Genomic DNA, 23,284 nt, shown 5'->3' with positions numbered 1-23,284 from the left:
CGCCATGCCGGCTTGGCGCGTGCTGCTGGCTGCGGCGCTGCTCGCGTTCGGCCTGTGCGCCCGCGCCGAGCAGGCGACCGGCCTCGATCCCGAGCAGTCGCAGATCTTTCGCGCCTGGTTCGTGCGTATCGCCCAGGAGCAGCTGCGCCAGGGCCCCAGCCCGCGCTGGTATCAGCAGGATTGTGTCGGCCTGGTGCGCTTCGCCGCCAACGAGGCGCTCAAGGTGCACGACGCCAAATGGCTGCGCGCCAACGGCCTGTCCAACCGCTACCTGCCGCCGGAGCTGCAACTGAGCGACGCACAGCGCCAACTGGCGCAGAGCTGGCAACAGGGCGGCGGCAAGCAGGGCCCCTACGTCAATGCGATCAAGATGATCCAGTTCAACAGCCAGTTGGTCGGCCGCGACCTGAACCAGGCGCGCCCCGGCGACCTGATGTTCTTCGATCAGGGTGACGACCAGCACCTGATGATCTGGATGGGCCGCGACATCGTTTACCACACCGGCACCACCACTCCCACGGATAACGGCATGCGTGCCGTCAGCCTGCAACAACTCATGACATGGAAGGACACCCGATGGATACCCGACGACGCCAACCCCAACTTTATCGGCATCTATCGGCTGAATTTCCTCGCGCGATGAACCGTCTGCTCGCCGTCGCGCTGCTGGCGCTCATGCCCCTGGCCGCTCATGCCGAGGACGAAGTGCCTGCCAGCGGCTACACGCCGCTTGCCGGTGAGTCGTTCTTCCTGCTCGCCGATTCGAGCTTCGCCGCCGATGAAGTGGCCACCGTGCGCCTCGAAGCGCCGGGCCGCGACTACCGCCGCTACCGCATGGAAGGCTACGGCGGCGTGGACATGCGCCTGTACCGCATCGATCAGCCGCTGGAGTTCCTCAAGCGCCAGAAGAACCTGCACCGCGTGGTCGCCGAGGGCCAGTTCAAGGGCGAGGGGCTGTCCAATACCCTGTCGTACCTGTGGGACAACTGGTACCGCAAATCCCGCCGGGTGATGCAGCGCGCCTTCTCCTACGAGTCGCGCAAGCAGGTTACCGAAGAGGCGCCGGAGCTGAAGATGGGCAACGCCATCGCTGCGCCTACCGAGTACACCCCGCAGGTGCAGTTCGCGCCGATGAAGGGCCTGCCGCTGGTCGCCGAGTTCCGCTACCCGCTGTGGGAAGCCAAGCCCATCGAGCCGCCTGCCGGCGTCGACCTGTCCGGCTCGTCGAGCAACTTCGTCAGCGTCGCCTCGGGCAACGTCTACGTGCCGCTGGGCAAGCTTAAACCGGGCCTGTACCTGGCCGAAGCGATCATCGGCAAGTACCGCGCCACCACCGTGGTGTTCGTTTCCAACACCGTGGCGGTCAGCAAGATCGCTGGCGGCGAGCTGCTGGTGTGGACCGCCGACAAGCACCAGGGCACCCCTGTAGCCGACGCCAAGCTGCTGTGGAGCGATGGCCTGGGCGTGATGACCAGCGGCAACACCGACGCCCAGGGCCTGCTGCGCCTGGGCCACGCCAGCCCGGAGCGCTCCTACGTGATCGGTGAGGACGCCGACGGTGGCGTGTTCGTCTCCGAGAACTTCTATTACGACAGCGAGATCTACGACACCAAGCTGTACGCCTTCACCGACCGCCCGCTGTACCGCCCCGGCGACTGGGTGGAAGTGAAGATCGTTGGCCGCGAGTTCAAGAACGCCCGTGAATCCGTAGCGGCCGGCACCGCGCCGATCAGCCTCAGCGTGCTCGACGCCAACGGCACCGTGCTGCAGACCCAGAGGCTCGATTTCGACAGCGCCCGTGGCGGCCAGGGCCGCTTCCAGCTGCCGGACAACGCCGTGGCCGGCGGCTACGAGCTGCGTTTCGCCTACCGCGACGGGCTGTACAGCAGCGCCTTCCGCGTCGCCGAGTACATCAAGCCGCACTTCGAGGTGTCGCTGGATCTCGACAAGCCGGACTTCCGCACCGGTGAGCCGGTCAAGGGCGCCCTGGTGCTGCTTTACCCGGACGGCAAACCGGTGGCCAACGCCAAGGTGCAGCTGAGCCTGCGTGCCCAGCAGCTGTCGATGGTCGACAACGAACTGCAGTACCTCGGCCAGTTCCCGGTCGAGCTGGCCAGCAGCGAGGTCAGCACCGACGGCCAGGGCCGCGCGGCGCTGGACCTGCCGGCTGCCGACAAACCGAGCCGCTACCTGCTCAGCGTGTTCGCCAGCGATGGCGCCGCCTACCGGGTCAAGACCAGCAAGGAAATCCTCATCGAGCGCGGCGCAGCCCGCTATCGCCTGAGCGCCCCGCAGCGCTTCAGTTCGGCCGGCCAGGCGGTGAATTTCGCCTACCAGAGCGAAGGCACCAGTGAGCGCAAACCGGCCCGCTACGAGTGGGTGCGCCTGGAAGACCAGAGCACCGGCAGCGGCGAGTTGGCGGCAGATGCCAAGGGTTTCGAGCTGAATTTCGAGCGCCCCGGCACCTACAGCATCACCCTCAAGGACAGCAGCGGCCTGATCCTCGGCGCCACAGGCCATTCGGTCAGCGGCGAAGGCGTCAAGTCGGTGGCCGGCACCATCGAGATCGTGCTCGATAAAGCCGAGTACCAGGCCGGTGACGAAGCCCTGGCGTTGATCACCTTTCCCGAGCCGGTCAGCGATGCGCTGCTGACCCTGGAACGTGACAAGGTCGAAGCCACCGCGCTGCTCTCCAAGGGTGGCGACTGGCTCAAACTCGAGCGCCTGTCCGACACCCAGTACCGCGCGCGCATTCCGGTCGGCAAGACCTTCTCGCCGAACATCACCTTCTCGGCGCTGTACACCCGCGGCGGTGACTACAGCTTCCAGAACGCCGGCATCAAGGTTGCCACGCCGCAGATCGACATCGCCATCAAGGCCGACAAGGAGGTGGTGCAACCGGGCGAACTGGTCACCGTCGAGCTGAGCACCCTGTTCGCAGGCAAGCCGGTACCGACACGCCTGACGGTCAGCGTGGTGGACGAGATGATCTACGCCCTGCAGCCGGAAATCGCCCCCGGTATCGACCAGTTCTTCTATCATCCGCGCCGCAACAACGTGCGCACCAGCGCCAGCCTGTCGTTCATCAGCTACGACCTGGCCCTGCCGGGCATGCCCAGTGCACCGGGCCGCGCCAACCGCAGCGAGCGCGGCGTCAAGGTGCTGGAGCGGCCGCGCCGCGAGGAAGTCGACACCGCTTCCTGGCAGCCCGACCTGGTCACCGATGCCAACGGCAAGGCGAGCTTCAGCTTCCGCATGCCGGACTCGCTGACCCGCTGGCGCATCACCGCCCGGGCGGTGAGCGCGGAGGGTGAAGTCGGCCAGAAGCGCCAGTTCGTGCGCTCGGAAAAACCGCTATACCTGAAGTGGAGCGGTCCGAGCCGCTTCCGGGTCGGCGACAAGCCGGCGCTGGGCCTGTTCGCCTTCAACCAGGGCGAGGAGGGCGCCAAGGCCGAACTGCTGATCCGTCATGGCGAGCAGGAGCAGCGCCGCGAGGTGACGCTGGCCAAGGGCATCAACTACCTGCCGGTCGAGGAGGCGGTGATCGCCGCCGGCGACTTCAGCGCCGAGCTGCGCCAGGCCGGCAAGGTGGCCGACGCTCTGGCCATCAAGTTGAGCACCGTGGCGCCTGGTTGGCAGCAGGTGCGCAGCGAGCAGCTGTCGGTGTTCCCGGGCAGCACGCCGTTGCAATTGCCGGCTGATGCAAGCCAGGTGCAACTGCGCGTGGCTGACAGCGGCGCCGGTTTGTTCAACGCCGCGCTGGATGATTTGCTCGACTACCCCTATGGCGGCGTCGAGCAGACCGCCAGCCGCCTGCTGCCGTTGAGCCTGGCCTACCCGGCGCTGGCCGCCGGCGAGCCGCGGATCAAGGATCGCCTGCGCCTGATCATGCAGAACAGCCGCCTGCGCCTGGTGCAGATGGCCGGCCCCGAAGCGACCTTCACCTGGTGGGGGGGGGATGCCGATGGCGACGCCTTCCTGACCACCTACGCCTATTACGCCGACTGGCACGCCAGCCGCGCCCTGGCCATTCAGTTGCCGCCGGAGCACTGGCAGCGCGTGCTGGAACTCTATGCCAAGCGCGCCCCGGAAACGCCGCTGTTGCAGCGTGCGCTGATCCTGGCGTTCGCCCGCGACATGGGCCTGCCGGTGAAAACCTTGCTCGAAGGCCTGGTGTATGACCTGGCCGCCGCGGGCGAAGGCCAAGAAGTGGTGCTCGGTGAGGGCGACAGCCTGGTGATGGCGGCGCCGGATTCGGCCCTGGGCCTGGCGATTGCCCGTGAGCTGGGCGTGCACCTGGCGCAGCAGAACAATGTGCCGGTGGCCGAGGCGCTGCACGGGCAGCTCGATGGCGCCCGTCGCCGCCTGGCCGAAAGCCAGTCGCCCTTCGTGGCCGCCGTCGCCCTGTACCTCAATGGCCCTGATCGTCAGCGTGCCCAGCGTCTGCTCGGCGAGCTGGCACCGGCCCAGGCCGGCCTGGAACGCGCCCTGGCGCTGACCTGGCTGCAGCCGTCGCTGGACCTGCGCAGTGCCCAGCCGACGCTGGCGCTGGAAGGTGACTGGCAGGAAGTGGAAGGCACCAGCGGCGAGAGTTACTGGCAGTGGACCGGCGCGCAACCGCCCCAGGCCCTGCAGGTGGCTGGCGATCTGGATCAGCCGAGCGATGTGCGCCTCGACTACCAGAGTGCCCAGGCCGCGCCGAGCAATGTGCCGGTCACGTTGACGCGCCGTCTGCTGCGGCTGGTTCCGGGCGACAAGGCCTTCGAGTTCCGCGCCGAGGAAGTCGGCAAGGACGAGATCTCCAGCGCCGACCTGTACCTGGACGAAGTGACCCTGAGCAGCGAAACCGAACAGCCCCTGCGCTACGGGATGCTGGAAGTACCGCTGCCGCCGGGCGCCGACGTGGAGCGCACCACCTGGGGTATTCAGGTCAGTGGCCTGGGTGGCGATGAAGCCTCGGCGCTGGAGAAGGCCCGCAACGAGCCGGGCGAGCTCAGCTACGCGGTGCCGGTGGACAGCCTGGAGGGCGAACTGGTGCTGCGTCACCTGGTGCGCTTCTCGCAGAAGGGCGAGTTCGTGCTGCCGCCGGCCCGCTACGTGCGCCTCTATGCACCGGGCCAGCAGGCGCTGGAAGCTGAACCAACCCTGCAGAAGGTCACCGTTGAGTAGCAGGCAGTTGAAAAACTATCTACGTTGCCATCGCGGCGTTAAAAACAGGCTCAAAATGCTCATGTACTACTCGTACATTCCGCTTTTTCGCCTGCTTTTGCCTTGCGCTGGCTGCCTCGATCACGTTTTTCAACGGCCTGCTAAGCGCTGCATCCTCGCTTCGCTGGTCCTGCTGGCCGCCGTCAGCGGTTCGGCAATGGCTGGCGAGGCGCCGCTGTCGCTGGCCTGGCAAACGGCCGGCGGCAGCGAACTGCTGCGCCTCGACGGGCAGCGGCTGGTCAGCCGCGAACCCTTGCCCGACACTCTGCAGGCGCCATTGGGTAGCCTGTGGAAATTGTTCGTCTATGCCTACCTGGTCGACAGCAAACAGCCGGAGCACGGCTACCAGTGCCGCGGCGGCAACAAGGAAGAGGTGTATTGCTGCAACCCGGGCGAGCGTATCGATCGGGACCAGGCGCTGGTCAAGTCCTGCGGCCTGTATTTCGAGCAGGAGAATCTGCAACTGAACCAAGGCGACTGGTCGCGCTACTGGCAGGCCCGAAAGGCGCCGAGCTGGATCAGCGAGCGCCAGCGCTTGGCGCCGGCTACCCGCGTCTCTGTTCAACAACTGCTCACGCAGCTCGCACAACTGCCGGCCCAGGCCGATGCCCGCAAGGTGCTGCTGGATGTGCTGTTGAACGGTGACGGTTCAACGGTCAGCGCCCTGGGCGGTCGCCTGCGGGTGAAGACCTGGAGCTGGCTGGCCGATAACGATCGCCAGGCTCGCCAGGGCGGTTTCGCCGGCTGGCTGGCCGACGGCACGCCGGTCTGGGCCGGTGGCTCGGGCACCAGCGTGATGGTGCTCAAGCGCCATGGCGAGGCGCTCGGTCAGGTACTGCCCACGCCCTGGCCAAGCGAGGCCGGCAGTTGCGTCGAGGTGCGCCTGTTCGCCCGCTACCCGCTGCGCCAGCTCAGGCGCGAGGGCAGTAACGCGGCAGTGGAGCCTGGCGCGCTCGATGGCCGTTACGAGGTCGAGTTCACCAACGGCAACCGCCTGCCCATCGAAAGCCACGGCGAGCTGTTTCTCGAGCAAAACAGCGAAGGGCTGCAGCTCACTGCCCATCTGGATCGTGAGGACTATGTGGCCCGTGTGCTGGATCGTGAGGCCTCGGCGCAGCCTGCCGAGGCCGCCAAGGCGCTGGCCATCACCGCGCGCACTTACCTGCTGCAGAGCGCCGGGCGGCGCGGCGAGTGCCTGCGTATCGATGACAGCAGCGCCAGCCAGCGCGTAGCGCCGCGCCCGGCCAGCCAGGGCGCCCGGGATATCGCCGCGTGGACGGCCGACCTGGTGCTGGCCGGCACGCCGGTCACCTACCACACTACCCAGCCCGGCACTGATCGTCTGGCCTGGACGCAGGCGGTCGAGCAGGCGAACAGCGGCCTGCGTTATGACGCCATTCTGGCCCGCGCCTTCCCACGCGCCACGCTGAGCCGCTGGGACAAACCCGTGGCGGCCTGCCAGCCCCTGGCTGCCGCCGAGCAGTGGCTGCGCAAGCAACGACGTGACTGGCGGCAACGCCTGGACGCCGAGCCGGGCTATGAAGAAATTCAACAGTTCACCGTTTGCCAGTTGACGGCCGGCCGGCCCTATGTGGATCGCGAGCGCCAGCGCATTTTCGTGCGCGGCTTCTTCTCCCTGCAGGACCGCCTCGACCTGACTCACGAATACCTGCACCTGGCCTTCGTCGCCCACCCCAATGGACAGGACGAGGCCTACGTGGAAGGCCTTGCCCGCACCCTGTTACTGGAATGACATCATGGCTCTGATCACCCCTCGTATCGCCCTCTGCCTGACCCTGCTGCCGCTTTGTGCGCTGGCCGAGGTAAAGCTCGACACCCCCCGCAGCGGCTGGCGCGTTGGCGGTGGCGACGGCGCGCAATTCATGCAGGAGGTCAATTACCCGGCGTCCTCGGTCAACAGTGCCGCCAATCAGGCCGACACGGCGCGGATCAAGGGAGCGATCAGCCAACTGCGCAAGGACGAAAGCAGCGCGCCTGGCCGGCTGGTGGTCAACGGCACCAGCATGCCGCTGAAGATTGACGAGGATGGTGGCTTCGACCGCCCGTTCGTGTTCCCGGCCGGCAGCAACAACGTCGAGGTGCGCAGCCCCGATGGCAGCCAGCGCCGCCGCGTGCAGTTCTACAACAACGGCAGTGGCGAAACCCCGGCGCGCCTGCGCGTGGTGCTGTCGTGGGACAGCGACAACACCGACCTCGACCTGCACCTGGTCACCCCCGATGGCGAGCATGTCTGGTACGGCAATCGTTCGCTGGCCAATGGCGCGGCCCTGGATGTAGACGTGACCACCGGTTACGGCCCGGAAATGATTGCTTCGCCTACCCCGATGAAGGGCCAGTATCTCGTCTACGTGAACTACTACGGCGGTGGTTACAGCTATGACGATGAAGGCGAGAGCAACGCAGGGCAGATTCTCACCACCGGGCAGATCACCCTGATCACCGAAGAGGGTACAGTCAACGAGAAGCAGGAGAGCTTTCTGGTGCCGATGCGTACACCGGGCGAGCTGACGCTGGTGAAGAGCTTCAGCTATCCGTAATTCGTAGCCTGCGGTTGAGCGCAGCAATAGCCAGGGTTCGGTTCCACCGGGTATCGCTGCGCTCGACCCGGGCTACGGGCTTTATGTATGTTGGTTTATATCAAAAAAAGCTTATCAATCCTTCATTATTATTCGTTTGATCGCGTTATCGCCCTTCGTCACACTCCCTCTCATTGCCCGCCACGGTTTCTCTGCCGGGGCGGGCAAGGTTGCAAACAGACGAGTACATCATCCAGGGACGGATGCTCCTGCCTGCCGCTTGCAGCGGTACCCAGCGAGCCTCTTATTTGAGAGGCTCGATCTTTTCGACGATACCGATGAAGTCCCACGCGCATTTCCCCCAATGGCTTTCCGCCTTTCTGCCTGACGCCCTGCATACCCGCCCTCGTGAATGGAGCCGCGCCGCCTTTGGCGCTGCCGCCGGGTTCCTGTTCAGCACCTGGGTGTGCAGCCAACTGTTCGGCCTGCATATGGCGGTGCATTTCTCCGGCCCGCTGGCGGCGTCGGCGGTGCTGCTGTTCGCGGTATCCTCAGGCGCCCTGGCTCAGCCCTGGTCGATTCTCGGCAGCTACCTGTGCGCCAGCGCCGTCGCGCTGACGATCACCCATTTCATCGATCACAGCCTGCTGGGTGCGGCGCTGGCCCTGGGTCTCAGTCTGCTGCTGATGTGCCCGCTGCGCTGCCTGCATCCTCCGGGCGGCGCCATCGCCTTCTGCATGGTGTTCGCCACGCCCCTGCCGGGCGATCCGTTCTGGCAGCCGGCGCTGGTGGCGATGACCGCCGGGGTCGGCCTGCTGGCTTGCGCGCTGCTCTACAACAACCTCACCCGCGTGCCCTATCCGCGCCCGCATCCGGGGACGCAGGCGGTCCACCACACCCATGACCCGCTGCCCAGCGAGCGCGCCGGCATCAATGCCGGCGACCTGGACCACGCCCTCGACGAACTGGGCTCCTTCGTCGACATCACCCGCGAAGACCTCGAACTGATCGTGCGCAGCACCGAGAAACACGCGCTGCGCCGCAGCATGGGCGAGATCCGCGCCGGGCAGATGATGTCCCGCGACCTGGTCTACGCCACGCCGCAAACGGCAGTTGCCAAGGGCCTGTACCTGTTGACCCATCACGGCTTCAAGGCCCTGCCGGTCCTCGACGCCGGGCGGCTGGTCGGTATCGTCAGCCTGGTCGATCTGGTCAGCGCCACGCGCGCCAATAGCTTCAACCTGCGCGCCATCCTCGGCCTGCAGAAGCAGAAGGTATTGGGCGAGGTGATGACCACGCCGGTGCGCACCGTGGATGCCGAAACCCATGTCGTCGACCTGATCGCGCTGCTCTCGGATGAAGGCCTGCACTGCCTGCCGGTGCTCGACGACGGCAGGCTGGTTGGGGTGGTCACCCAGACCGACCTGGTCGCCGCGCTGCACCGCGACCTGCTCAGGCATCTCGACTGAAGCATCGAATGAACCGTCGCACGCCCGTACACTGGGCGCCGGATCAGGCTTGAGGAATGGCCGGCGCCGCGTGCCGGCAGAGTGACCATGGATATCGACCTTACCCGCACCTTTCTGGAAATCGTCCGCAGCGGCAGCTTTATCGCCGCCGCCGAGCGCATGCACGTCACCCAGACGGCGATCACCGCGCGCATCCAGAAGCTGGAAAGCCACCTGGGCAGCACGCTGTTCGTGCGCAATCGCGCCGGCGCGCGGCTGACGCCTGATGGCGAAGCGTTCGTCACCTACGCCAACCAGATCCAGCAGACCTGGGAAGCGGCGCAGCGCGACCTGCCGTTGCCGGATGGCTATCACAACGTGCTGCATATCGGCGGCGAGGTGAGCCTGTGCAACCCGCTGATGCTGCGCTGGGTCAGCGCGATTCGCCAGGGCATCGAAGGCTACGCGGTGCGTGCCCAGGTCGCCGAGTGCGCCAGTTTGCTGCGTCAGGTGGAAATGGGCGTGATGGATGCGGCCCTGGTCTACCAGCCCAGCTACTGGGCCGGCATGCAGGTCGAGCAGGTGCTCGAGGAGAAGCTGATTCTGGTCCGCGCGGCAAACCCGGAGCCCTACGTGTATATCGACTGGAGCGACAGCTTCCGCGCCCAGCACGACCGCGCCCTGCCGGACAAGGCGCGGGCACCGGTGTCCTTCAATCTCGGGCCGCTGGCCCTGCAATACATCCTGGAGCACGGCGGCTCAGGTTATTTCCGCACTCGGGTGGTGCAGAGCTACCTGGACAAGAGGGTGCTGGAGCGGGTGCCCAGGGCGCCGGAGTTCAGCTACCCGACCTATCTGGTGTATTCCCGCGAGCGGGATTCGGCGGCCCTGCAGCAAAGCTTCGAGCTGCTGCGCGAGATCGCTGAACAGGATGCCGACTGGTCGCAGCGCTGGGATCCGGCGCTGTAAGCGTCTGTTCACGATCTTTCGGCTCGAACTCAGCACTTTGCCTGCAAAGTGGCGGAAGCGGCCGTTCGCTGCTTTGGCTTTTTCATGTTTCACATGCCACAAAATTAACAGGCGACATCAATCGCCCCTTCAGCAGGCCGAGCGGAATCGTTGTGGATAGGGTTGAGCGACATGGATGTCGCGGCGTGCCCTCGGAGCAACGATGTAGCGAGGGAACCCCGGCGAAGCCGGGGCCGTATGTCGGGGCTAGACCTTTTGGTTTCTTTTGGCGGGCCGGCCATCCGGGCAATGCCAAAAGAAACCCGCTCGACAGAGCGGAACCGAACGTAAGAATAATGCGATAACTCTGGCAAACCACAGCTCAAGCATGTGGAGCGGGCTGTCCTGAAGACTCGAGGCTAAAGCCTCTCCCACAAAAGCGCCGTGCCTGCCGACCGCTTCTGCCTTGTAGCAGCCTCTTGATGTCGCCTGAAAGATCGTGAACAGCCCTCCGTCTTACTTCAGGCTTTCCACGCGCACCGGCACCACGCCCGAGCGGATCATGTCCAGTGACTCCGCCGCCTTGCGCGACACGTCGATGATCCGCCCGCGGGCGAAGGGACCGCGGTCGTTGATGCGCACCACCACGCTGCGGTCGTTGTTGAGGTTGGTCACCCTGACCATGGTGCCGAAGGGTAGGGTGCGATGGGCGGCGGTCAGGGCATTCTGGTTGAAGCGCTCGCCGCTGGCCGTCCTGTTGCCGTGGTGGGCCTTGCCGTAATAGGAGGCCTTGCCGTCGGCACGGTAATCGCCAGGTACACCACCGCCAAAGCTGCTACAGCCGGCGAGCAGCAGGCTGAACAGACCCAGCAGAATCGATAATCGGCGCATTGTGTTCTCCATCCCGAACGTCAGATGTGAAAACGCCGGGTAACCCCGGCGTCTTCAAATCGCTCAGCCTTCGAGCTTTTTCTTCAGCAGTTCGTTCACTTGCCCCGGGTTGGCCTTGCCCTTGGAGGCTTTCATTGCCTGGCCGACGAAGAAACCGAACATCTTGCCGCGCTTGGCTTCGTCGCTGGCGCGGTACTGTTCGACCTGCTCGGCGTTGGCGGCCAGCACTTCGTCGAGCATCGCTTCGATGGCGCCGGAATCGGTGACCTGCTTGAGGCCCTTCTTGTCGATCACTTCATCAGCCGTTGCGCCTTCACCGGCAGCCAGGGCTTCGAAGACCATCTTGGCGATCTTGCCGCTGATGGTGTTGTCCTTGATGCGCAGGATCATGCCGCCCAACTGCTCGGCGGACACCGGCGACTGGTCGATCTCCAGGTTGTCCTTGTTGAGCAGGCTGGACAGCTCGCCCATCACCCAGTTGGCCGCCAGCTTGGCGTCGCCACAGGTTTTCGCGACCACTTCGAAGTAGTCGGCCAGCTCGCGGCTGGCGCTGAGCACGCTGGCATCGTAGGTCGACAGGGCGTACTGGCTTTCGAAACGCTCGCGTTTCTGCGGCGGCAGTTCGGGCAGCTTGGCGCGCAGGTCATCGAGAAAGCTTTGCTCGATCACCACCGGCAGCAGGTCCGGGCAGGGGAAGTAGCGGTAGTCGTTGGCTTCTTCCTTGCTGCGCATGGACTTGGTTTTGTTGGCTGCTACGTCGTACAGAACGGTTTCCTGCACGATTTTGTTGCCAGACTCAATCTCATCGATCTGCCACTCGATCTCGGTATTGATCGCGCGCTCAATGAATTTGAATGAGTTGACGTTCTTGATCTCGCGGCGCGTGCCGAACTCGGCCTGGCCCTTCGGGCGTACCGACACGTTGCAGTCGCAGCGCAGCGAGCCTTCGGCCATGTTGCCGTCGCAGATGCCCAGGTAACGCACCAGCGCGTGGATGGCTTTGACATAGGCCACGGCTTCCTTGGCCGAACGGATGTCCGGCTCGGAAACGATTTCCAGCAGCGGCGTACCCGCACGGTTGAGGTCGATACCGCTCATGCCCTGGAAGTCTTCGTGCAGGCTCTTGCCGGCATCTTCTTCGAGGTGCGCACGGGTGATGCCGATACGCTTGACGGTGCCGTCTTCAAGGGTGATGTCGAGGAAGCCCTTGCCGACGATGGGGTGGTCCATCTGGCTGGTCTGGTAGCCCTTCGGCAGGTCCGGGTAGAAGTAGTTCTTGCGCGCGAAGACGTTACGCTCGGCGATCTCGGCGTCGATGGCCAGGCCGAACTGGCAGGCCATGCGTACCGCTTCGGCGTTGAGCACCGGCAGGGTGCCGGGCATGCCGAGGTCGACCAGGCTGGCCTGGGTGTTGGGCTCGGCGCCAAAGGTGGTGGCGCTGGCCGAGAAGATCTTCGATTGGGTGCTGAGCTGAGCGTGAATCTCGAGCCCGATGACGGTTTCCCACTGCATGTCTTAATCCTTCCTCAGAAGCCGCTCGGTGCTTGTTTGTGCCAGTCGCTGACCTGTTGGTACTGGTGCGCGACATTGAGCAGACGACCTTCCTGGAAGTAGTTGCCGAGCAACTGCACGCCCACCGGCAGGCCATCGACGAAGCCGGCCGGCATCGACAGGCCGGGAATGCCGGCCAGGTTGGCGGTGATGGTGTAGATGTCTTCCAGGTAGGCGGAAACCGGATCGGCGTTCTTCTCGCCGAGCTTCCAGGCCAGGTTCGGCGTGGTCGGGCCGAGGATCACGTCGACGTCCTTGAAGGCCGCGACGAAGTCGTTCTTGATCAGCCGGCGAATCTTCTGCGCCTTGAGGTAGTAGGCGTCGTAGTAACCGGCGGACAGCGCGTAGGTGCCGACCATGATGCGGCGCTTCACTTCGGCGCCGAAGCCTTCCTCGCGGGAGCGCTTGTACAGGTCCTGCAGGTCTTTCGGGTTCTCGCAGCGATAGCCGAAACGCACGCCGTCGAAGCGCGACAGGTTGGAGCTGGCCTCGGCCGGGGCGATCACGTAGTAGGCCGGGATGGCGTGCTGCATGTTCGGCAGGCTGATGTCCTTGACCGTGGCGCCGAGCTTTTTCAGCTCCTCGACCACGGCCATGACCTTCTCGCCGATGCGCGCGTCCAGGCCGGCGCCGAAGTATTCCTTCGGCAGGCCGATGCGCAGGCCGGCCAGTGGTTGGGCGAGGGCAGCCAGGTAGTCATCCACCGGTTGGTCGACGCTGGTCGAATCCTTCGGGTCGAAGCCGGCCATGGCGCCGAGCAGCAGGGCGCAGTCTTCGGCGGTGCGGGCCAGCGGGCCGCCCTGGTCGAGGCTCGAGGCGTAGGCGATCATGCCCCAGCGCGACACCCGACCGTAGGTCGGCTTGATGCCGGTGAGGTTGGTCAGCGCGGCCGGCTGGCGGATCGAACCGCCGGTGTCGGTGCCGGTTGCAGCCGGAATCAGCCGTGCCGCCACGGCAGCCGCCGAACCACCCGACGAGCCGCCGGGTACGCGGCTGGTGTCCCAGGGGTTCTTGACCGGGCCGTAGTGGCTGGATTCGTTGGCCGAGCCCATGGCGAATTCGTCCATGTTCAGCTTGCCGAGAGTCACGGTGCCGGCGGCATTCAGTTTCTCGACCACGGTGGCGTCGTAGGGCGACTTGAACCCGGTGAGAATCTTCGAGCCACAACTGGTCAGCACGCCCCTGGTGCAGAACAGGTCCTTGTGGGCGATCGGCGCGCCGAGCAGTGCGCCGCTTTCACCGGCGGCGCGGCGCGCGTCGGCGGCCTTGGCCTGCTCGAGGGCCTGGTCGGCTGTCACGGTGATGAAGCTGTTGAGCTGCGGGTCGAGCTGCTCGATGCGGCTCAGCAGGCTCCCGGTCAGTTCGGCGGAGGAGAATTGCTTGTCGGCGAGGGCGCGGGCGATCTCGGCCAGGGTCAATTGATGCATGGCGGTGCGCTTTCCTTACTCGATGACTTTGGGAACCAGGTACAGGCCGCTTTCCACGGCCGGGGCGATGGCCTGGTAGGCCTCGCGCTGGTTCGCTTCGGTAACGGCGTCGGCGCGCAGGCGCTGAGTGGTTTCCAGCGGATGCGCCAACGGCTCGATGCCATCGGTATCGACGGCTTGCATGCTGTCGATCAGGCCGAGGATGCTGTTCAGGGTTGCGGTGGTCTGTGGCAGTTCACTGTCACTCAGGCCCAGGCGGGCCAGGTGTGCGATCTTTTCCACCTCGGTGCGTTCAAGCGCCATCGGGTTCTCCTATAAAGGCAGCCTTCATGGGCTGCCAGTGAAAATATCAGCAGGTGCCTTGCGCAGGGGGCAGGGAACGGATGCGTTTGGCCGGCGTCAAAGGCGGCGATAAGCGGTTCAGGCACACGTTGATCGCCGAGGCAGGCTTTTGCCATGTCGGCAGCAACGTCGAAGTTGCCTCAAATGCCGCGGAAAAACAGGCAATCTAACATATTGGTGCCTTGCTCAAAATCCCTGCCGTTGTTAGAGTTTGCCGCACTTTTTTACCTGCGTGTTTTCTTGCGCTGTATCTTTACCCACGCGTTGCCTAGGGTCCCTATCCCATGTTCAAAAAACTGCGTGGCATGTTTTCCAGCGATCTGTCGATTGACCTGGGCACTGCCAATACCCTTATTTATGTACGCGAGCGCGGCATCGTCCTGAACGAGCCGTCGGTCGTCGCCATCCGTACCCATGGCAATCAGAAAAGTGTCGTAGCCGTCGGCACCGACGCCAAGCGCATGCTCGGCCGTACACCGGGCAACATCGCCGCCATTCGCCCGATGAAAGACGGCGTGATCGCCGACTTCAGCGTCTGTGAAAAGATGCTCCAGTACTTCATCAACAAGGTTCACGAGAACAGCTTCCTGCAACCATCGCCGCGCGTGCTGATCTGCGTGCCGTGTAAATCGACCCAGGTCGAGCGCCGTGCCATTCGTGAGTCCGCGCTGGGTGCTGGCGCCCGCGAAGTGTTCCTGATCGAAGAGCCGATGGCCGCCGCTATCGGTGCCGGCCTGCCGGTCGAGGAAGCCCGTGGTTCGATGGTCGTCGATATCGGTGGTGGTACCACGGAAATCGCGCTGATCTCTCTGAACGGCGTGGTTTATGCCGAATCCGTACGGGTTGGTGGCGACCGCTTCGACGAAGCCATCATCACCTATGTGCGTCGCAACTACGGTTCGCTGATCGGTGAATCTACCGCTGAGCGCATCAAGCAGGAAATCGGTACTGCCTACCCGGGCGGCGAGATCCGTGAAGTGGACGTGCGTGGCCGTAACCTGGCCGAAGGCGTTCCGCGCAGCTTCACCCTCAACTCCAACGAAGTGCTCGAAGCACTGCAGGAATCCCTGGCGACCATCGTCCAGGCGGTGAAGAGCGCCCTGGAGCAGTCGCCGCCCGAGCTGGCCTCGGATATCGCCGAGCGTGGCCTGGTGCTGACCGGTGGTGGCGCCCTGCTGCGTGACCTGGACAAGCTGCTGAGCCAGGAAACCGGCCTGCCGGTGATCGTCGCCGAAGACCCACTGACCTGCGTGGCTCGCGGTGGCGGCAAGGCGCTGGAAATGATGGATCGCCACACCATGGATCTGCTGTCCACCGAATAAGCCGCACGCCTCACGCTGCAGCAGCTCGGAAGCTACCATCGCGCCGCATGCAGCTTCCGGGCAGGCTACGAGGTAATCGCCATAAAGCCGCTATTCGCCAAAGGTCCTTCGCTCGGTGTACGCCTGCTGGTGTTCGCCGTGCTGTCGGCTGCCCTGATGGTCGTCGACGCCCGCCTGACCGTCCTGCATTCGGTGCGTAGCCAGCTCGGCCTGATCGTCGAGCCGGTCTACTGGCTCGGCCGTCTGCCGGTCACCCTGTGGGAGAGCGCCACCCAGGAGCTCAGCTCGCGCAACGAGCTGGCCGCCGAGAACGAGAAGCTCAAGGCCGAGCAACTGATGATGCAGCGCCGCCTGCAGAAGCTCGCCGCCCTGACCGAGCAGAACGTGCGCCTGCGCGAGTTGCTCAACTCCTCGGCCCTGGTCGACGATGAGGTGCTGGCCACCGAGTTGATCGGCATCGACCCCAACCCCTTCACCCACCGCATTCTCATCGACAAGGGCGAGAAGGATGGGGTAGTGCTTGGCCAGCCGGTGCTCGATGCCCGTGGGCTGATGGGCCAGGTGGTCGAGGTGATGCCCTACACCTCCCGCGTGCTGCTGCTCACCGACACCACCCACAGCATTCCCGTGCAGGTCAACCGCAACGGGCTGCGGGCCATCGCTACCGGCACCGGCAACCCGGAGCGCCTGGAGCTGCGTCACGTGGCCGATACCGCCGATATCAAGGAAGGCGATCTGCTGGTCAGCTCCGGTCTTGGCCAGCGCTTCCCGGCCGGTTATCCGGTGGCCACTGTGACCGAAGTGGTGCACGACTCCGGCCAGCCGTTCGCCATCGTACGCGCCGTGCCGACCGCCAATCTCAATCGCACCCGCTATATGCTGCTGGTCTTCACCGACCCGCGCACACCGGAGCAGCGTGCTGCCGAGTCGGCCGAGGCGCAGGAGGAGGTCGATCGCCAGGCCCTCGAGCATCCGGATGCCGAGGCCGCCATCGAGGACGCGCCGCCAGCCGACGTGCCGGCTCCCGCGGATCCTGCTCCGGCATCAGGCAGCGGTGAGGAGAGCCATCAATGATCGCGACCCGCTCGAGCAATCTCTGGGTGATCTGGGCCAGCCTGATACTGGCGCTGCTGCTCAGTGTGTCCACCTTGCCACGCTTCATGGAGATTGGCCGGCCGCTGTGGCTGGCGCTGTTTCTCACCTACTGGGTGCTGGCCGTGCCGCACCGTATCGGCATGACCAGCGCCTTCTGCTTCGGCCTGCTGGCCGATGTGCTCAATGGCACCTTGCTGGGACAGAACGCGCTGATCCTCACCCTGATCACCTTTCTGGTGCTCAGCCTGCACCAGCGCCTGCGCATGTTTCCCATGTGGCAGCAGAGCATGGTGCTGCTGGTGGTGTTCGGCATCGCGCAACTGGTGCAGCTGTGGCTCAACGCGCTGACCGGCAACCGCCCGCCGACCCTGGCCTTCGTGCTGCCGGCGCTGGTCAGTGCGCTGCTCTGGCCCTGGGTGTGCACCCTGTTGCGCGCGGTGCACCGGCGCATGCGTGTCAACTGAACCGCGCTGCGGCGCCTGATTGCGAGACCTGTGCATGACCACGCTCTACCTGGCCTCCGCTTCACCGCGACGGCGCGAGTTGCTCGCGCAGATCGGCGTTCCCTTCGTCACCCGCGTGCAGCCCATCGATGAAACACCGTTGCCCGCCGAAGCCCCTGCCGCCTATGTGGAGCGCCTGGCGTTGGCCAAGGCGCAGGCCGTGTTCGCCACGCTGGAGGATCGCCACGACGCCGTAGTGCTCGGCTCCGACACTGCCGTGGTGCTCGACGGCCGTATTCTCGGCAAACCCGTCGACCGGGAGGATGCGCTGGCCACGCTGGCGGCCCTGTCCGGCCGTGAGCACCAGGTGCTGACAGCCGTCGCGCTGGTCAACGACATCCGCGCCGAGGCACGCGTGGTGGCCAGCACCGTGCGCTTCAAAACCCTCGATCGGACACAAATCGAAGCCTATTGGGCCACCGGCGAGCCGCGCGACAAGGCCGGCAGTTATGGTATTCAAGGGTTGGCGGCGGTATTCGTCAGCCAGATGCAGGGCAGTTATTCAGCGGTGGTCGGCCTGCCATTGTGCGAGACTGCCGAACTGCTCGCGCAATTCGCGATTCCGTGCTGGCAACAGGCTGCCAGCGCATAACCCAGAGGTTGCAGGCTGCGATGGTTTGGGCGCGTTGCGCCCAGTGCTGCTTTCAGCTTCATCTCAGCCAAGAGATGGGCGCATGAGTGAAGAGATCCTGATCAACATCACGCCGATGGAATCGCGCGTGGCGGTGGTGGAAAACGGTGTCCTGCAGGAGGTGCACGTCGAGCGCACCCAGCGTCGCGGCATCGTTGGCAACATCTACAAGGGCAAGGTGGTGCGCGTGCTGCCCGGCATGCAGGCGGCGTTCGTCGACATCGGCCTGGAACGCGCGGCGTTCATCCATGCCTCGGAAATCTCCAGCCGTGAAGGCAGCGCCGTGGAGAGCATCAGTGCCCTGGTGCACGAAGGCCAGAGCCTCACCGTGCAGGTTACCAAGGACCCGATCGGCAGCAAGGGCGCGCGCCTGACCACCCAACTGTCGATTCCGTCGCGCTACCTGGTGTACATGCCGCGCACCAGCCATGTCGGCATCTCCCTGAAAATCGAGGACGAGGCCGAGCGCGAGCGCCTCAAGCAGGTGGTCGCCGATTGCGTGACCGCCGAGGGAATCGCCGAAGCCGGCGGTTTCATCCTGCGTACCGCGGCCGATGGTGCGCGGGCCGAGGAAATCCTCGTCGATATCCGCTACCTGCGTCGCCTGTGGACGCAGATCGCCGAGCAGATGAAGAGTGCGCCGACCCCTTCGGTTATCTACGAAGACCTCAGCCTGGCGCTGCGCACCCTGCGTGACCTGGTCAGCCCGCGTTCCGAGAAGATCCGCGTCGACTCGCGGGAAACCTTCGGCAAGATCACCAGCTTCGTCGCCGAACTGATGCCGGAGATCGCCGACCGTCTGGAACACTACCCGGGCGAGCGGCCGATCTTCGACCTGCATGGTATCGAGGACGAGATCCAGAAGGCTCTGGAGCGCAAGGTACCGCTGAAATCCGGCGGCTACCTGATCATCGACCCGGCCGAGGCGATGACCACCATCGACGTGAATACCGGCGCCTTCGTCGGCCATCGCACGCTCGAGGAGACCATCTTCAAGACCAACCTCGAGGCGGCCACCGCGATCGCCCGGCAACTGCGCCTGCGCAACCTGGGCGGGATCATCATCATCGACTTCATCGACATGGAGGACGAGGAGCACCAACGCCAGGTATTGCGCACCCTGGAAAAGCAGCTCGAGCGCGATCACGCCAAGACCAACATCATCGGTATCACCGAGCTCGGCCTGGTGCAGATGACCCGCAAGCGCACCCGTGAAAGCCTCGAGCAGGTGCTGTGCGAACCCTGCAGCCATTGCCAGGGCCGTGGCAAGCTGAAGACCGCGGAAACCACCTGTTACGAGATCTTCCGCGAGATCCTTCGCGAGGCCCGTGCTTACCAGCCCGAGGGCTACCGGGTGCTGGCCAACCAGAAGGTGGTCGACCGCCTGCTCGACGAGGAGTCGGGCAATGTCGCCGACCTCGAAGCATTCATAGGACGAACCATCAAGTTCCAGGTCGAAACCATGTACTCCCAGGAACAATATGATGTGGTGCTGCTGTGAAGACGCCCGGCCGGGCCGGGACGTGAACTGAATGGCGCGTTTGGGGTTGGCGTTCTCCACGCTGTTGCGCTGGAGCCTGGGGCTGTGCGCGCTGGGCCTGGTACTGGCCGCCTTCTATGTGAGCCTCGGTCGCCAACTGGTGCCGCTGGTGGCCGAATACCGGCAGGAAGCCGAAACTCGCGCCAGTGAAGCCCTGGGCATGCCGGTCAGCATCGGCGCGCTGGAAGGCCACTGGCGCGGCTTCGCGCCGTTGCTGACGGTGCGCGACCTGCGTGTTGGCGAGGGTGAGCAGGCGCTGGCCCTGGAACAGGTGCAGCTGGTGCCCGACCTGCTTGGCAGCCTGGTGGCCTGGCAACCGCGCCTCGCTGATCTGCAGCTCGATGGCCTGAGCCTGACGCTGCGCGAAGACGAGCAGGGCGCCTGGCATGTCGAAGGCTTGCCGCAGCGCCAGGACCAGCCGCCGCTGGACGTTGCCAAGGCGCTGCGTCAGTCCCAGGTGCTCGGCCATCTTTCCCTGCTCGGCAGTCAGATAAGCATCCAGCCCCGCGAGCAGGAGCCGCTGCAACTCACCGACATCAATCTCAGCCTCGATAACGGCAGCAGCCGTCAGCGCCTGAATGCCCGCCTGCACCTGCCGGATGGCCAGCCCCTGGCCCTGCAGCTGCGTACGCGCATCCAGCCCGAGCACTGGCAGGACGCTCGCGCCGAGCTGTACCTGAGTGCACCGCAGAGCGACTGGGCCACCTGGCTGCCGCGCAGGCTGACCGGCGACTGGCAGCTCGAACAGCTGCAGCTGGGCGGGGAGTTGTGGGGAGTGTGGGACAAGCGTCAGCTGCAGCGCGCGGTTACCCGTCTGCATGCCCCCGCCATGGCCGGGCGCTATGGCCAGCGCAAGTCCGTCGCGCTCAAGGATCTGGCCCTGAATGCTTACTTCGAACGCAAGGGCGACGATTTCGACCTGCTGCTCGATGATTTTGCCTTCAGCCGCGGCGACAGCCGCTGGGGCGAGGCACGCATCGCCCTCGGCCACCAGGCACCCCGTAATGACCAATCACAGCGCTGGAAACTGAGCGCCGATCGCCTTGATGTCGGCCCCCTGGTGCCGCTGGCCGAGAGCCTGGCGCCGCTGCCGGACACCGCCCTGGAGCTGCTGCAGACCCTCAAACCCCATGGCGGGCTGCGCAACCTCAACGCCAGCTTCCAGCCGGAGGTCCAAGGCCCGGAGCGGCTGCAGTTCTCCGCCAACCTGGAGCGCGTTGGGTTTTCTGCCTGGCATGCCTCGCCTGCCGTGGAAAATGGCAGCGGCAGCATCAGCGGTGACCTTGGCGGCGGCGAGCTGAAGGTCGACAGCGAAGATTTCTCCCTGCACCTCACCACCCTGTTTCCCAAAGCCTGGGTCTATCAGCAGGCCAAGGGCCGTCTGACCTGGACGCTCGACGATGAAGGTTTCACCCTGCGCGCGCCCTACCTGCAGGTGGTCGGCGAAGAGGGCAAGGTGGCCGGCGACTTCCTGATCCGCATGCTCAAGGACCCTGAGCGCGAGGACTACATGGACCTGCGCGTGGGCATGCGCGACGGCGATGCGCGCTTCACCGAAAAGTACCTGCCGAGCCCGGTGCTCAGCCCGGCGCTGGACGAGTGGCTGAAGACCGCCATTCACGGTGGCAAGGTCAACGAGGGCTATTTCCAGTACCAGGGTTCGATCAACCGCAACCCCGATCCTGCGGTGCGCAGCATCAGCCTGTTCTTCGACGTGGAGGATGCCGAGTTGGCCTTCCAGCCCGGTTGGCCGGCATTGCGTGACGCCCGCGGGCAGGTGCTGATCGAAGACAGCGGCGTGCGCGTGCGGGTGTCCGAAGGCAGCATTTTGAACAGCCATGTGCGCGAGGCATTCGCCGATATCCCCCATGTCGACAGCGGCGAGACCCCGCACCTGAAACTCAAGGGCAAGCTGCAGAGCAGTGTCGGCGATGGCCTGAAAATCCTTCAGGAAACGCCGCTGGGCGTCGCCGATACCTTTGCCGGCTGGAAGGGCAACGGCGCCCTGGAGGGTGCCCTGGATCTCGACATTCCTCTGAAAAAGGGCGAGCAGGCCAAGGTGATCGTCGACTTCAGCGCCGACAAGGCCGCATTGACCATCAGCAAGCCCGAGCTGCAGTTGAGCGAGGTGAGCGGAGACTTCCGCTACGACACCGGAAAAGGGCTGAGCGCGCCTTCGATCAGTGGCCGCGCGCTGGGCCATGCGATCCGTGGCAGGGTGGTGGCCGATGGCAAGCCAGGTCAGCCGCGCAGCCAGATCGAAGCCAACGGTGTGGTGTCGCTGGGCAACCTGACGCAGTGGTTGGGCGTCAAGCAGAAGCTGCCTGCCGAAGGCAACCTGCCGTATCGCCTGAATCTGAGCCTGGAAGGCGCACAAAGCCAGCTGAAGGTCGATTCTGATCTCAAGGGCCTGAGCATTGCCTTGCCCGCCCCCTTCGGTAAGGCCGCCGACGAGCAGCGCGCGACCCAGTGGCGCATGAGTTTTGGCGGCGCCGAGCAGCGTTACGGACTCGATTACGCTGATGTGGCCAGCCTCACCCTGGCCGCCCCATCGGGCAAATTCGATCAGAGCCGCGGTGAGCTGCGCCTGGGTGACGGCTCGGCGATTCTGCCAACCTCCAGAGGTGTAAGGGTGCGTGGGCGTGTTGCGCGGGTCAATCTGGGCGAATGGCAGCAGGCGATCGAGCCCTATCAGCAGTCATCACGCCAACCGGCTCAGCAGGGCCGACAGCTGTTCAGCGATGCCCAACTGCGCATCGATCGTTTCGAGGGGCTGGGGCAGCAGCTCGACGAGCTCGACGTTGGCCTGCGGCCACTCGATGGGGGCTGGTCGCTGAATCTGGACAGCTCTTTGGCCAAGGGCCGTATCGACCTGTTCGAAGCAGCCGACCGGCCCATCGTCGCCGACCTGGAGTATGTGCGTCTGCCTGCCGCCAAGCCGAAAACCGCCGACGCACCGGAGCCTGAAGGTCCCGACCCGCTGGCCGATTTCGACCCGCGGCAGATTCCGTCACTCGATCTGCGCATCGCCCATGTGTTCCAGGGCGATGACGACATGGGCGCCTGGTCACTCAAGGCGCGGCCGGATGGCCAGGGCGTGCAGTTCAATGATCTGGATATCAACCTCAAGGGCCTGCACCTGGGCGGCGCGATCGGCTGGCAGGGCGTACCGGGACAAACGCGCAGCTGGTACAAGGGGCGCATGCAGGGCGAGAAACTGTCCGAAGTGCTCAAGGCCTGGGGATACGCGCCATCGGCGACCAGCGAGAGCTTCCGCCTGGATGCCGACGGGCACTGGCCGGGTTCGCCTGCCTGGTTCAATCTCAAGCGCTATTCCGGCAGCCTCGACGCGGCGCTGCGCAAGGGGCAGTTCGTCGAAGTGCAGGGCTCGGCGTCGGCGCTGCGAGTATTCGGGCTGCTCAACTTCAACTCCATCGGCCGTCGCTTGCGCCTGGATTTTTCCGATCTGCTCGGCAAGGGCCTGAGCTACGACCGGGTCAAGGGCAACCTGTCGGCCACCGATGGCGTATTCGTCACCCAGGGGCCGATCACCATGACCGGGCCGTCGAGCAACCTGGAACTGGATGGCACCCTGAACATGATCAACGAAGGCATCGATGCCAAGCTGCTGGTTACCCTGCCGGTCACCAACAACCTGCCACTCGCCGCGCTGATCGTCGGCGCACCGGCCATCGGCGGGGCGTTGTTCATCGCCGACAAGCTGCTCGGTGATCGCGTGGCGCGCTTTGCCAGCGTGCAATACGACGTCAAGGGCACCCTGCATGACCCACAGCTGACCTTCGACAAACCCTTCGAGAAGCCCAACTGAGCCGGAGATGCC

16 protein-coding genes are annotated in these 23,284 nt (G+C 65.0%); 12 read left to right on the top strand and 4 right to left on the bottom strand.

Translation table 11 applies throughout. The features are described from left to right. Nucleotides 1-4 precede the first annotated feature (4 nt). The 6 genes from BM154_RS05905 to BM154_RS05880 all read left to right on the top strand — a co-directional run bounded on the left by BM154_RS05905 (nucleotide 5) and on the right by BM154_RS05880 (nucleotide 10,162). Entirely contained in the window at nucleotides 5-643 is a 639-nt protein-coding gene (locus BM154_RS05905; protein ID WP_139225414.1) for a DUF1175 domain-containing protein, read from the top strand. After that, entirely contained in the window at nucleotides 640-5,169 is a 4,530-nt protein-coding gene (locus BM154_RS05900; RefSeq protein WP_074881424.1) for an alpha-2-macroglobulin family protein, read from the top strand. The genes BM154_RS05905 and BM154_RS05900 overlap by 4 nt, the downstream gene beginning before the upstream one ends. A gap of 196 nt (nucleotides 5,170-5,365) precedes the next feature. After that, entirely contained in the window at nucleotides 5,366-6,961 is a 1,596-nt protein-coding gene (locus BM154_RS05895; RefSeq protein WP_074882398.1) for a DUF2300 domain-containing protein, read from the top strand. A 4-nt stretch (nucleotides 6,962-6,965) separates the two neighbouring features. Further along, nucleotides 6,966-7,766: a YfaP family protein gene (locus tag BM154_RS05890; protein WP_074881423.1), complete on the top strand. Its 801-nt coding sequence runs from the start codon at nucleotides 6,966-6,968 to the stop codon at nucleotides 7,764-7,766. 317 nt (nucleotides 7,767-8,083) lie between these two features. Continuing rightward, nucleotides 8,084-9,214 carry an HPP family protein gene (locus BM154_RS05885; protein ID WP_074881422.1) on the top strand — a complete coding sequence of 377 codons (1,131 nt, stop codon included), beginning with the start codon at nucleotides 8,084-8,086 and terminating at the stop codon, nucleotides 9,212-9,214. Between the two features lie 87 nt (nucleotides 9,215-9,301). After that, on the top strand, nucleotides 9,302-10,162 hold the full coding sequence (locus BM154_RS05880) for a LysR family transcriptional regulator (RefSeq protein WP_074881421.1): 861 nt from the start codon (nucleotides 9,302-9,304) through the stop codon (nucleotides 10,160-10,162). Between the two features lie 495 nt (nucleotides 10,163-10,657). On the opposite strand, the gene BM154_RS05875 is transcribed toward BM154_RS05880, so the two are convergent. The 4 genes from BM154_RS05875 to gatC form a co-directional block, all read right to left on the bottom strand. Continuing rightward, nucleotides 10,658-11,032 (bottom strand): septal ring lytic transglycosylase RlpA family protein, encoded by a 375-nt coding sequence (locus BM154_RS05875; protein WP_139225389.1) that lies wholly within the window; start codon nucleotides 11,030-11,032, stop codon nucleotides 10,658-10,660. A 63-nt stretch (nucleotides 11,033-11,095) separates the two neighbouring features. Continuing rightward, nucleotides 11,096-12,544 (bottom strand): Asp-tRNA(Asn)/Glu-tRNA(Gln) amidotransferase subunit GatB, encoded by a 1,449-nt coding sequence (gene gatB / locus BM154_RS05870; protein WP_074881419.1) that lies wholly within the window; start codon nucleotides 12,542-12,544, stop codon nucleotides 11,096-11,098. A 14-nt stretch (nucleotides 12,545-12,558) separates the two neighbouring features. Beyond that, complete coding sequence (gene gatA, locus BM154_RS05865; protein WP_074881418.1) at nucleotides 12,559-14,010, bottom strand: Asp-tRNA(Asn)/Glu-tRNA(Gln) amidotransferase subunit GatA; 1,452 nt, start codon at nucleotides 14,008-14,010, stop codon at nucleotides 12,559-12,561. Nucleotides 14,011-14,025: 15 nt separating this feature from the next. After that, on the bottom strand, nucleotides 14,026-14,313 hold the full coding sequence (gatC, locus tag BM154_RS05860) for an Asp-tRNA(Asn)/Glu-tRNA(Gln) amidotransferase subunit GatC (protein WP_074881417.1): 288 nt from the start codon (nucleotides 14,311-14,313) through the stop codon (nucleotides 14,026-14,028). 323 nt (nucleotides 14,314-14,636) lie between these two features. Here gatC and mreB point away from each other — a divergent pair, with 323 nt between their 5' ends. The 6 genes from mreB (at nucleotide 14,637) to BM154_RS05830 (ending at nucleotide 23,272) form a co-directional block, all read left to right on the top strand. Further along, complete coding sequence (gene mreB / locus BM154_RS05855) at nucleotides 14,637-15,674, top strand: rod shape-determining protein MreB (RefSeq protein ID WP_070884352.1); 1,038 nt, start codon at nucleotides 14,637-14,639, stop codon at nucleotides 15,672-15,674. Nucleotides 15,675-15,755: 81 nt separating this feature from the next. Then, nucleotides 15,756-16,748 carry a rod shape-determining protein MreC gene (mreC, locus tag BM154_RS05850; protein ID WP_074881416.1) on the top strand — a complete coding sequence of 331 codons (993 nt, stop codon included), beginning with the start codon at nucleotides 15,756-15,758 and terminating at the stop codon, nucleotides 16,746-16,748. After that, entirely contained in the window at nucleotides 16,745-17,233 is a 489-nt protein-coding gene (mreD, locus tag BM154_RS05845; protein ID WP_074881415.1) for a rod shape-determining protein MreD, read from the top strand. Before mreC ends, mreD begins: the two co-directional genes overlap by 4 nt. Nucleotides 17,234-17,267: 34 nt before the next feature. Then, a complete protein-coding gene (locus BM154_RS05840) occupies nucleotides 17,268-17,864 on the top strand; it encodes a Maf family protein (RefSeq protein ID WP_074881414.1) in 597 nt (198 codons plus the stop codon). Between the two features lie 82 nt (nucleotides 17,865-17,946). Beyond that, nucleotides 17,947-19,404 (top strand): ribonuclease G, encoded by a 1,458-nt coding sequence (gene rng / locus BM154_RS05835; protein ID WP_074881413.1) that lies wholly within the window; start codon nucleotides 17,947-17,949, stop codon nucleotides 19,402-19,404. A 31-nt stretch (nucleotides 19,405-19,435) separates the two neighbouring features. Further along, nucleotides 19,436-23,272: a YhdP family protein gene (locus BM154_RS05830; RefSeq protein ID WP_074881412.1), complete on the top strand. Its 3,837-nt coding sequence runs from the start codon at nucleotides 19,436-19,438 to the stop codon at nucleotides 23,270-23,272. Nucleotides 23,273-23,284: the final 12 nt, after the last annotated feature.

The organism is Phytopseudomonas argentinensis, assembly GCF_900113905.1.
Lineage (GTDB): Bacteria > Pseudomonadota > Gammaproteobacteria > Pseudomonadales > Pseudomonadaceae > Aquipseudomonas > Aquipseudomonas argentinensis.
This window is presented reverse-complemented; position numbering and strand designations above follow the sequence as displayed.

Coding starts and splice junctions, on each gene's coding strand:
- gatB (WP_074881419.1), bottom strand. CDS start 12,544: ATGCAGTGGGAAACCGTCATCGGGCTCGAGATTCACGCTCAGCTCAGC.
- BM154_RS05895 (WP_074882398.1), top strand. CDS start 5,366: ATGGCTGGCGAGGCGCCGCTGTCGCTGGCCTGGCAAACGGCCGGCGGC.
- BM154_RS05875 (WP_139225389.1), bottom strand. CDS start 11,032: ATGCGCCGATTATCGATTCTGCTGGGTCTGTTCAGCCTGCTGCTCGCC.
- BM154_RS05880 (WP_074881421.1), top strand. CDS start 9,302: ATGGATATCGACCTTACCCGCACCTTTCTGGAAATCGTCCGCAGCGGC.
- BM154_RS05830 (WP_074881412.1), top strand. CDS start 19,436: ATGGCGCGTTTGGGGTTGGCGTTCTCCACGCTGTTGCGCTGGAGCCTG.
- rng (WP_074881413.1), top strand. CDS start 17,947: ATGAGTGAAGAGATCCTGATCAACATCACGCCGATGGAATCGCGCGTG.
- BM154_RS05890 (WP_074881423.1), top strand. CDS start 6,966: ATGGCTCTGATCACCCCTCGTATCGCCCTCTGCCTGACCCTGCTGCCG.
- BM154_RS05900 (WP_074881424.1), top strand. CDS start 640: ATGAACCGTCTGCTCGCCGTCGCGCTGCTGGCGCTCATGCCCCTGGCC.
- mreB (WP_070884352.1), top strand. CDS start 14,637: ATGTTCAAAAAACTGCGTGGCATGTTTTCCAGCGATCTGTCGATTGAC.
- mreD (WP_074881415.1), top strand. CDS start 16,745: ATGATCGCGACCCGCTCGAGCAATCTCTGGGTGATCTGGGCCAGCCTG.
- gatA (WP_074881418.1), bottom strand. CDS start 14,010: ATGCATCAATTGACCCTGGCCGAGATCGCCCGCGCCCTCGCCGACAAG.
- BM154_RS05840 (WP_074881414.1), top strand. CDS start 17,268: ATGACCACGCTCTACCTGGCCTCCGCTTCACCGCGACGGCGCGAGTTG.
- BM154_RS05905 (WP_139225414.1), top strand. CDS start 5: ATGCCGGCTTGGCGCGTGCTGCTGGCTGCGGCGCTGCTCGCGTTCGGC.
- BM154_RS05885 (WP_074881422.1), top strand. CDS start 8,084: ATGAAGTCCCACGCGCATTTCCCCCAATGGCTTTCCGCCTTTCTGCCT.
- gatC (WP_074881417.1), bottom strand. CDS start 14,313: ATGGCGCTTGAACGCACCGAGGTGGAAAAGATCGCACACCTGGCCCGC.